General features: G+C 48.4%; 11 protein-coding genes. 7 read left to right on the forward strand and 4 right to left on the reverse strand.

Annotation, left to right across the window (positions count from 1 at the left end; all coding sequences use genetic code 11):
• Window positions 1-123: 123 nt before the first annotated feature.
• Complete coding sequence (locus tag QN395_RS20360; protein WP_322120095.1) at window positions 124-900, reverse strand: enoyl-CoA hydratase; 777 nt, start codon at window positions 898-900, stop codon at window positions 124-126.
• Between the two features lie 26 nt (window positions 901-926).
• Entirely contained in the window at window positions 927-2,123 is a 1,197-nt protein-coding gene (locus tag QN395_RS20365; protein WP_323492888.1) for a murein transglycosylase A, read from the reverse strand.
• Between the two features lie 12 nt (window positions 2,124-2,135).
• On the opposite strand from QN395_RS20365, the gene QN395_RS20370 reads away from it, so the two are divergent.
• Window positions 2,136-2,306, forward strand: coding sequence for a hypothetical protein (locus tag QN395_RS20370; protein WP_322120097.1), 171 nt, complete (start codon window positions 2,136-2,138; stop codon window positions 2,304-2,306).
• Between the two features lie 2 nt (window positions 2,307-2,308).
• On the opposite strand, the gene apaG is transcribed toward QN395_RS20370, so the two are convergent.
• Window positions 2,309-2,683 (reverse strand): Co2+/Mg2+ efflux protein ApaG, encoded by a 375-nt coding sequence (gene apaG, locus QN395_RS20375; RefSeq protein WP_322120098.1) that lies wholly within the window; start codon window positions 2,681-2,683, stop codon window positions 2,309-2,311.
• Window positions 2,684-2,862: 179 nt separating this feature from the next.
• Between apaG and rpe the strand changes: the two genes are divergently transcribed.
• The 6 genes from rpe to trpC all read left to right on the forward strand — a co-directional run bounded on the left by rpe (window position 2,863) and on the right by trpC (window position 8,447).
• Window positions 2,863-3,528: a ribulose-phosphate 3-epimerase gene (rpe, locus tag QN395_RS20380; protein ID WP_322120099.1), complete on the forward strand. Its 666-nt coding sequence runs from the start codon at window positions 2,863-2,865 to the stop codon at window positions 3,526-3,528.
• A gap of 96 nt (window positions 3,529-3,624) precedes the next feature.
• Window positions 3,625-4,296, forward strand: a complete 672-nt coding sequence (locus tag QN395_RS20385; RefSeq protein WP_322120100.1) for a phosphoglycolate phosphatase — start codon at window positions 3,625-3,627, stop codon at window positions 4,294-4,296.
• A gap of 245 nt (window positions 4,297-4,541) precedes the next feature.
• Window positions 4,542-6,038: an anthranilate synthase component I gene (gene trpE / locus QN395_RS20390; RefSeq protein WP_322120101.1), complete on the forward strand. Its 1,497-nt coding sequence runs from the start codon at window positions 4,542-4,544 to the stop codon at window positions 6,036-6,038.
• The gene (locus tag QN395_RS20395) at window positions 6,039-6,605 is read left to right on the forward strand and encodes an aminodeoxychorismate/anthranilate synthase component II (RefSeq protein ID WP_322120102.1); all 567 of its coding nucleotides are present in this window, start codon (window positions 6,039-6,041) and stop codon (window positions 6,603-6,605) included. It abuts the gene before it with no gap.
• Between the two features lies 1 nt (window position 6,606).
• Entirely contained in the window at window positions 6,607-7,644 is a 1,038-nt protein-coding gene (gene trpD / locus QN395_RS20400) for an anthranilate phosphoribosyltransferase (RefSeq protein ID WP_322120103.1), read from the forward strand.
• A 2-nt stretch (window positions 7,645-7,646) separates the two neighbouring features.
• The gene (gene trpC, locus QN395_RS20405) at window positions 7,647-8,447 is read left to right on the forward strand and encodes an indole-3-glycerol phosphate synthase TrpC (RefSeq protein ID WP_322120104.1); all 801 of its coding nucleotides are present in this window, start codon (window positions 7,647-7,649) and stop codon (window positions 8,445-8,447) included.
• A gap of 135 nt (window positions 8,448-8,582) precedes the next feature.
• Here the strand turns inward: trpC and QN395_RS20410 are convergent, their stop codons facing one another.
• On the reverse strand, window positions 8,583-9,086 hold the full coding sequence (locus tag QN395_RS20410; protein WP_322120105.1) for a hypothetical protein: 504 nt from the start codon (window positions 9,084-9,086) through the stop codon (window positions 8,583-8,585).
• Window positions 9,087-9,133 lie beyond the last annotated feature (47 nt).

Consider the following 9,133-nt stretch of genomic DNA (forward strand, 5'->3'; position numbering starts at 1 on the left):
TCACTGTCTTTCTACCTCTATTTCCCCGCCTCTCGACGGGAGCCGAACTATAGCAAACATCCCCTCCCTTTGGCAAGCGCTTTCCATTCATATTTTATAAATCGTTTGAATTAATAGAATAGCTTACTGATTCTTAAAGTTGGCTGGACGCTTTTCTATAAAAGCTTTCATTCCTTCTTTCTGGTCCTCCGTACCGAAGCTACTATGAAACAAACGGCGCTCATATTGCACACCTTCTGCCAGCGTTGTTTCATAAGCGCGATTGACGGAATCCTTTACCATCATCACGATCGGCAAAGACATTGAGGCGATCACAGTTGCCGCTGCTAATGCCTCCTCTAGCAATTTATCCAACGGCACAACTCGAGAGACCAAGCCCGCACGTTCCGCTTCAGCCGCATCCATCATCCGCGCAGTCAAGCACATGTCCATCGCTTTAGATTTGGAAATCGCCCGTGGCAGTCTCTGGGTTCCACCAGCTCCAGGCAAAGTCCCCAACTTAATTTCCGGCTGACCGAATTTGGCATTTTCTGCAGCGATAATAAAATCGCACATCATTGCTAACTCACAGCCACCGCCCAAGGCATAACCTGCTACGGCAGCAATCACCGGTTTGCGAATTTGACGTATTTGCTCCCAATTGCGCGTAATGTAATCGTTCTTATAAGCATCCATATAAGAGTAATTCGCCATCGCACCGATATCAGCACCCGCAGCGAACGCTTTCTCACTACCAGTAATGACGATACAACCGATGGTCTCGTCTTTATCAAACGCTTTTAAAGCAAAGCCCAACTCATCCATTAATTGGTCATTTAAAGCATTCAGTGCCTTGGGCCGATTTAAAGTAATGACACCGACTTTATCCTTGGTCTCAACGATGATATTTTGGTATTCCATATAATCTCCTGATTTATTTAAAAAAATTAGTTCACTGACTTAGGCAATAGCAACCACAGCATACCGCGCTGCTTCATGCGACCGGCTAGCTCACCTGCCTCGTTACCAAAACCCCAAAAAAAATCTGCCCGCACAGCGCCACGAATCGCACCGCCAGTATCTTGTGCCATCACTAGCTTCTGAAGAATCTTGCTGCTATTCGGCTGAGTCGTGGATAAGAATACCGGTGCGCCAAGCGGTAAAAATTGCGCATCGACCGCAATAGATCGCCGCCCAATCAAAGGAACACCTAAAGCACCTTTAGGTCCGATACTAGGATCAGCAATTTTTTCCTCTTTGAAAAACACCACGCTCGGATTGGCGTTCAACAATTCATCTTGTCGAGCCGGATTTTTTATTAACCATTCTTTAATCCCTTGGGCTGAAGCCTGCTCTAACTTTAGTTCACCCTTATCGACTAAATAACGCCCTATCGACTTATAAGGGTAGCCATTCTGGTCGGCATAAGCGAGGCGAATAGTCTCGTTGTTATCCTCTAAAACTACTCTACCAGAACCTTGGATTTGCAAAAAGAAGGCGTCAATTGCATCGTCAACCCAAACCAATTCTTTGCCAGCCAACGCCGGTAGGCTGTCAGCACGGGACGCATAAGGCACCACTTTGCTCCCGACCAAGCGCCCACGCAGACGCATATTTTTAAGCTCTGGGTATACGCTAGACAAATCTATCGTCAGCAAGTCCGGCGGAGTACGATATAACGGGGTTTGATAGACGCCGCCACGTTTTCGAGAACCACGCAATAAAGGTTCGTAATACCCCGTCACTAGACCTTCATTCGTACCATCTGGATTAAACACTTGATGCGGCGTGAAAAATGCTTCGAAGAATACCCGTACAGCACCGTTATCTTTTCCATCAACATCTTTAGCGATCGTGCAAGGCTCTTTCCATTCCGGTTTATGGCGTAACGCTGAACATGAACTTAAAAAAGCTGGCCAGGCTTCGGCCAGATTGTCTTGCTGCCACCCCGGCACATCATTAAAACTGACTGGCTTAAATAAGTCGCTAGGCTTGGTCGCAATAGGCGGGATAACAACGGTAGTAGCGCTACCGGGTGGTGTAGTCACCGCCGGTACAGGTACTTTTTTGATCGGTGTCGAGTTGCACGCTGCCAGCAGTACAGCGACAGCGGTCAGGGGTAGAATGGCGGAAAGTTTGAACATGAGGAAAACAAAATGTGGTTATTAGGATTAGAAGCTTGTCTGGCGATGTGTTTATTAATTTTTATTGTGTGGTGGACGATGTTCCAAGGGCAAAGACCTCGTGTACCGCCGACTAAGGTCGAACAAAAATCAGAGCTAGAACCAGAATCAATAACGGCATCAGAGCCAGAATCAAAAAAATAAAGTCAATGCAAGGTGCGTGGCAAAGATAAGACAAATTCAGGAATCGCTACCTCGAATTGATGCGCATCTTCTGCTACGCAAAAATAACTCCCCTTCATACTCCCCTGCGGCGTCTTTAACTGACTGCCGCTACTGTATTCAAAACTTTGTCCCGGCTGCAAAAATGGTTGATGGCCAACAACGCCTAGCCCTTTCACCTCTTCAATATAATCATTGGCATCGGTAATAATCCAATGGCGCGCGATCACTTGCGCTGCCACGGTACCAATATTTTTGATCGTCAGCTTATAAGCAAAGACAAAACTGTTGTGATCGGGATTCGATTGCTCAGCAACATATTCTGTGACGACGGAAACACTCATTTCGTAAGCGGACATAGTTTTCTTTAAATAATTTTCGATTGGTTGATTTTCAGGCGATCAGCTTACACGTTCTCATCAGTTTTCATCCGGCTGGTCTAATAAACCTGACGCAAGTTCGCATCTTACAAAATCGCGAGAGCCATCAGAGTAAAATAGCGCATCCCAACTGCATGCTTATTGATGACACACACGCCATGACTATTTATCGTATCGCCCCCAGCATCCTCTCAGCCGATTTTGCCCGTTTGGGTGAAGAAGTCCGTAATGTTGTCGCCGCTGGCGCCGACATGATTCATTTTGACGTTATGGACAATCATTATGTGCCAAATCTCACGATAGGGCCTTTAGTCTGCGAAGCAATTCGCCCTCATGTGCAAGTACCAATTGATGTGCACCTGATGGTAAAACCTGTTGACCGCATTATTCCTGATTTTGCCAAAGCGGGTGCAAATCTGATCAGCTTTCATCCTGAAGGTTCAGAACATATCGACCGCAGCCTGCAATTAATCCGTGATTGTGGCTGTAAAGCAGGTTTGGTCTTTAATCCCGCCACACCCTTGCAAGTCTTAGAAAATGTCATGGACAAGCTGGATCTGATTTTGTTGATGTCCGTCAACCCCGGCTTTGGCGGCCAGTCTTTTATTCCACACACATTGAAAAAGATCGCTGCCGTCAGAAGGCTGATTGATGAATCGGGCCGCAATATTTTGTTGCAAGTAGATGGTGGCGTCAAAATCGACAATATCGCCGAAATCGCCAGAGCGGGAGCCGACACCTTCGTTGCGGGCTCTGCAATTTTCGGCAAACCCGATTACACCGCAGTCATCAATGCCATGCGCGCCGAATTGGCGACTGTGTAAATATTTATAAAACATAGTGTCCAATCATTCTGCGGCTCCCAGACCAATATCGGGCTGGAAGCCCCAGAATTATTGGACGTCTTATTTCATTATTTTATGCTGAAAAATATCAAAGCCGTCATCATCGATCTCGATGGCACCATGATCGATACCGCGCCAGATTTTCTGCTTGCGATTAACCGGATGCGCGCCGAACTATCGCTATCGCCTTTAGACATCACCACCATTACCAATTTTGTCGGAAAAGGATCGGAGAATCTGATCCATAGAGTGCTGGCGGTCGACTTTGATCAGGAGAAAATCGCCACTCATTTTGACGCAGCAATGGCTGCTTATCAGCGCCATTATCTTGCCATTAACGGCGACTACAGCAAGCTCTATCCCAACGTAATTGAAGGATTAGAAGCCATGCGCAGCCTTGGATTACGCATGGCTTGCGTCACTAATAAACCCGTCAACTTCACCACGCCGCTGCTATTAAAGAAAGGTTTAGCCAGCTATTTTGAGATCGTCTATGGCGGCGACTCTTTCCCGCGCAAAAAACCCGATCCGATGGCGCTGCTACAAGTGTGTGCTGATTTTGATTTACCGCCTGCGCAAGTTCTGGCTATTGGCGACTCCTCAAACGACGCCCAGGCCGCACGTGCAGCAGGTTGCCCGGTGTTGCATGTACCCTACGGCTACAACCATGGCGAAGCTATACAAAATATTGACACTGATGGTATAGTCCAAAACTTATTGGAAGCAGCTAAGCTAATTTCTACATAAGATTCAGTAAAGATTCGCCCCAAATTCAACTAACGTTCAACCACCTAAGAATGTTCCTTACTATAAAACGTTTCGCAATCACACTAGGCTCGTTTGAGGCCTGGCTATGGCGACGCTGGCAATCTACCTGATTCCGCGCAGGCGTCTGCTCGCCCTATCCTTGAGCATGTGCCTAAAACCGTTTTTTTCATCTAGTCTTATCCGCCTTCATCCTCGAATTGCATAGAGGCGGCTGAAAGCACATCATGACCGAACTCGAATTTAAATCGTTGGCCGCGCAAGGCTACAACCGTATTCCTATGATCGCGGAAGCATTTGCGGATCTGGAAACGCCCTTAACGCTATACCTGAAACTGGCACAAACCCAGAACACAGGTAAGAACACCTTCCTGCTGGAATCAGTGATGGGAGGTGAACGCTTTGGACGTTATTCCTTCATCGGTCTGCCGGCCAACACCTTGATGCGTAGCTACGGCAACCGCAGCGAAGTCGTCAAAGACGGTAAAGTAATCGAAACCGTAGAGGGAAATCCGCTCGAATTCATCGCCGAATTCCAATCCCGCTTCAAGGTCGCACTGCGCCCCGGTTTGCCTCGCTTCTGCGGCGGTCTGGCAGGCTATTTTGGCTACGACGCTGTCCGCTATGTCGAAAAGCGCTTACAACACAGCACCCCAAAAGATGATCTTGGCTTACCTGATATTCAATTATTGGTGACTGAAAAGCTCGCCGTCATCGACAATCTCTCTGGCAAATTATATTTGATCGTCTATGCCGACCCGACTCAACCCGAAGCCTGGTCCAAAGCCCGACAGCGTCTGCGCGATTTACGCGCGATGTTGCGCCGTAGTGTTGATGCTCCCGTCACATCCGCATCGGTCCGAACAGAATCGATACGTGATTTTGCCAAAGCTGATTACCTCAAAGCCGTCGAAAAAGCCAAAGAATACGTCATGGCTGGCGATCTGATGCAAGTACAAATCGGTCAACGCATCCGCAAGCCTTATGTCGATTCGCCGCTGTCACTGTATCGCGCATTGCGCTCGCTGAATCCATCGCCGTACATGTATTTCTACAATTTTGGCGATATGCAAATCATCGGTGCGTCACCAGAAATCTTAGTACGTAACGAACAACTCAGTGACAGCAATAAAAAAGTCACAATACGCCCGCTGGCAGGTACACGACCACGCGGAAATACGCCGGAGCTTGACGCACAACTCGCCAAAGAGTTACTAGCAGATCCGAAAGAAATCGCCGAGCACGTCATGCTAATCGACCTCGCACGCAACGACGTGGGCCGCATCGCCAAAACCGGCAGCGTCAAAGTGACCGATCAGATGGTGATCGAAAAATACTCCCACGTACAGCACATCGTCTCGAATGTCGAAGGCATTCTGCAAGATGGCTTATCCAATCTTGATGTGCTAAAAGCGACCTTTCCTGCCGGCACTTTATCTGGTGCGCCCAAGGTCAGAGCCATGGAACTCATCGATCAGCTAGAGCCTACCAAGCGTGGCATTTACGGTGGTGCTTGTGGCTATTTATCCTTCGGCGGCGAAATGGATTTGGCCATTGCTATACGTACTGGTGTTTTAAAGGATGGCATGCTGCATGTGCAGGCGGCTGCGGGGATCGTCGCCGACTCCGTGCCAGAAATGGAATGGCAAGAAACCGAAAATAAAGCACGCGCTGTTTTACGCGCGGCAGAACAAGTGCAAGATGGCCTAGACGGGGAGATATAAATGTTACTCATGATCGACAACTACGATTCCTTCACCTACAACCTGGTGCAATATTTTGCCGAGTTGGGCGAAGAGGTCCGCACCTATCGCAATGATGAAATCACGCTAGATGAAATCACCGCGATGAAACCCGATCGTATCTGTATTTCTCCCGGCCCTTGCACACCGCATGAGGCTGGCATCTCGGTGCCTTTGATCGAACGCTTTTCCGGTCAACTTCCGATCCTTGGGGTGTGCCTTGGGCATCAAAGTATAGGTGCCGCTTTTGGAGGCAAGATCATCCGCGCTAAACAAGTGATGCATGGTAAAACCTCTCCGATTGCACATACTGGTGTTGGCGTGTTCAGCGACTTGCCTAGTCCTTACACCATCACGCGCTATCACTCACTGGCAATTGAGCGTTCAAGCTTACCCGCTTGTCTGGAAGTCACCGCTTGGACCGGGGACGGCGAAATCATGGGTGTGCGCCATAAGGAATTTGATTTACAGGGTGTGCAATTCCATCCTGAATCGATCTTGTCTGAGCATGGTTACGCGCTGTTGAAAAACTTTTTGATCGGAAAATAAGATGACCATCTCCCAACAAGAAGCGTTGACCCGGCTGATCGAACACCGTGAAATTTTTCACGACGAAATGCTGTATCTGTTCCGCAAAATCATGGGTGGCGAAATGTCTCCTGTGATGATCACCGCACTGACCATGGGTCTGCGGGTGAAAAAAGAAAGCATAGGAGAAATCACCGCAGCAGCGCAGGTTATGCGTGAGTTCTCGACCAAAGTCCCGCTGGCAAATACCACGAACATGATCGACATCGTCGGTACAGGTGGGGACGGCGCTCACACTTTTAACATCTCTACCGCATCGATGTTTGTGACTGCCGCAGCGGGTGCGCGTGTCGCCAAACATGGTGGTCGCAGCGTATCGTCATCCTCCGGTAGTGCAGACGTATTGGAATCTCTGGGCGTAAATATCAATTTGAAGCCAGAACAAATTGCTCAATCCATCGCACAGACTGGTATCGGCTTTATGTTCGCACCGAATCATCATGCCGCGATGAAGCATGCCGCTCCCGTACGTAAAGAACTTGGCGTGCGAACGATATTTAATATTCTTGGACCACTGACTAATCCGGCTGGCGCACCCAATATTTTGATGGGCGTATTCCATCCCGATCTGGTCGGTATTCAAGTCCGCGTATTACAACGTCTCGGTGCACAACATGCGCTGGTGGTGTGGGGACGCGACAATATGGATGAAGTTTCGCTCGGCGCCCCCACTATGGTTGGCGAACTGGTGAATGGCGAAATCCGCGAATACGATATTCATCCAGAAGATTTTGGTCTGAACATGGTCTCCAATCGTCAGCTCAGAGTATCTGGTGCGGAAGAATCTAAAGCTAAAATTATGGAAGTCATGCACAACGTACCTGGGGCTGCGACTGATATCGTGAGTTTGAATGCCGGTGCCGCACTGTACGGCGCGGGCATCGCCGACTCCATCGCCGATGGCGTCAAAAAAGCACAGGCAGCTATCGCCTCCGGCGCCGCTCTCGCCAAGCTAGAGCAATTGGTGCAGGTCACACAGCAACTAGGTAAAGGGACGTAATCGTGTCAGATATTCTGAATAAAATTCTGGCAGTCAAAGTCGATGAAGTAGCTGCTGCTAAAAAATACCAATCGTATGCCAGCCTGCGTGGCGAAGTCGAAAGCGATACCGAAGCACGTGCAACGTTGCGCGGATTTGAAGCCAGTTTGCGGAATAAAATCAGCGCTGGTCAGGCAGGTGTGATTGCTGAAATCAAAAAAGCTTCACCGTCCAAAGGCATACTTCGCGCCGACTTTAAACCTGCTGATATCGCGCTCAGTTACGCAGACCACGGTGCAGCTTGCTTGTCTGTGTTGACTGATGAACAGTTCTTCCAGGGGGCGCCCGATTATTTAAAACAAGCGCGGGCGGCTTGCAGCATTCCCGCTCTGCGCAAAGACTTCCTGATTGATCCTTATCAGGTCTATCAAGCTCGCAGTTGGGGCGCGGACTGTATTCTATTGATTGTATCGGCACTCGATCACGGCCTGATGGCAGAACTCGAAGCCTGCGCGCATGAGCTAGGCATGGATGTACTGGTAGAAGTGCATGACGGTGAAGAACTCGACGCCGCATTAAAACTAAACACTAATTTATTAGGGATCAACAACCGTAACTTGCGCACCTTTGATGTGACGTTGGATACGACGATCGGTTTATTGCCACGCATCTCGTCAGACAAATTAGTCATCACCGAATCGGGCATCATGAGCAGCGCCGACGTCAAACGCATGCGTGATGCCAACGTCCACGGCTTCTTGGTCGGAGAGGCATTTATGCGGGCAGAAAATCCGGGACTGGAATTGCAGAAGTTGTTCTTCTAAAGTATGTAATTTGATTGTCCAATGATAATGCGGCTTCTGGCGTGTTTTTGGCCTGCGAGGCGCATAATCATTGGAGGGCTCATTTAAGAAAAGAGCTTCTAAAAAATGGCGTTAGTTCTCCGCTACTTACCTCATTTACCACTTACAGCCTTTACCACTAACCGCACTCACCGCTAAAGGAATCGCCGTTAGCAAGCCAACAAACCTAACATTACCTAAGGCTTGACCATCTGGGTGCGCCACCATGCAGTCTTCGAGGTGAGCATCATTAATGTCGGCTGCCAATTTCGACTCCAGCGTCATTGTTTGTTGAGTCATCGGTATTTGCGCTATGACATTATAATTGCGCTTCTTTTCACTTCGCTGAAAATTACTGCGTACAGCTTCCAAATCCAAGCCAGGTACTATCGCGGGGTGAGCATCCTCCAGAGAGAACTTCTCCATCACTTGTTGATCTAAGCCGCTTGTTATTGAGGACGTTTTACTATTTTTTTGTACAAAATAAACTTTATTGATTGACGCTGCTGTCGCTGTTAATGTTATTTTCTCAGCCAATCGTTCTGCTACTGGCCCTGGCATCACTACTTTGACCTGAGCCGGATTAATCAAATCAATAGAGGTTCTTGCAAAACGAAACACCGGAGAGTAATTTTATTGCGAGAAGCGCAAAATAGATGAGAAAGGAG

Source organism: Undibacterium sp. RTI2.2, assembly GCF_035018705.1.
Classification (GTDB): domain Bacteria; phylum Pseudomonadota; class Gammaproteobacteria; order Burkholderiales; family Burkholderiaceae_D; genus Undibacterium.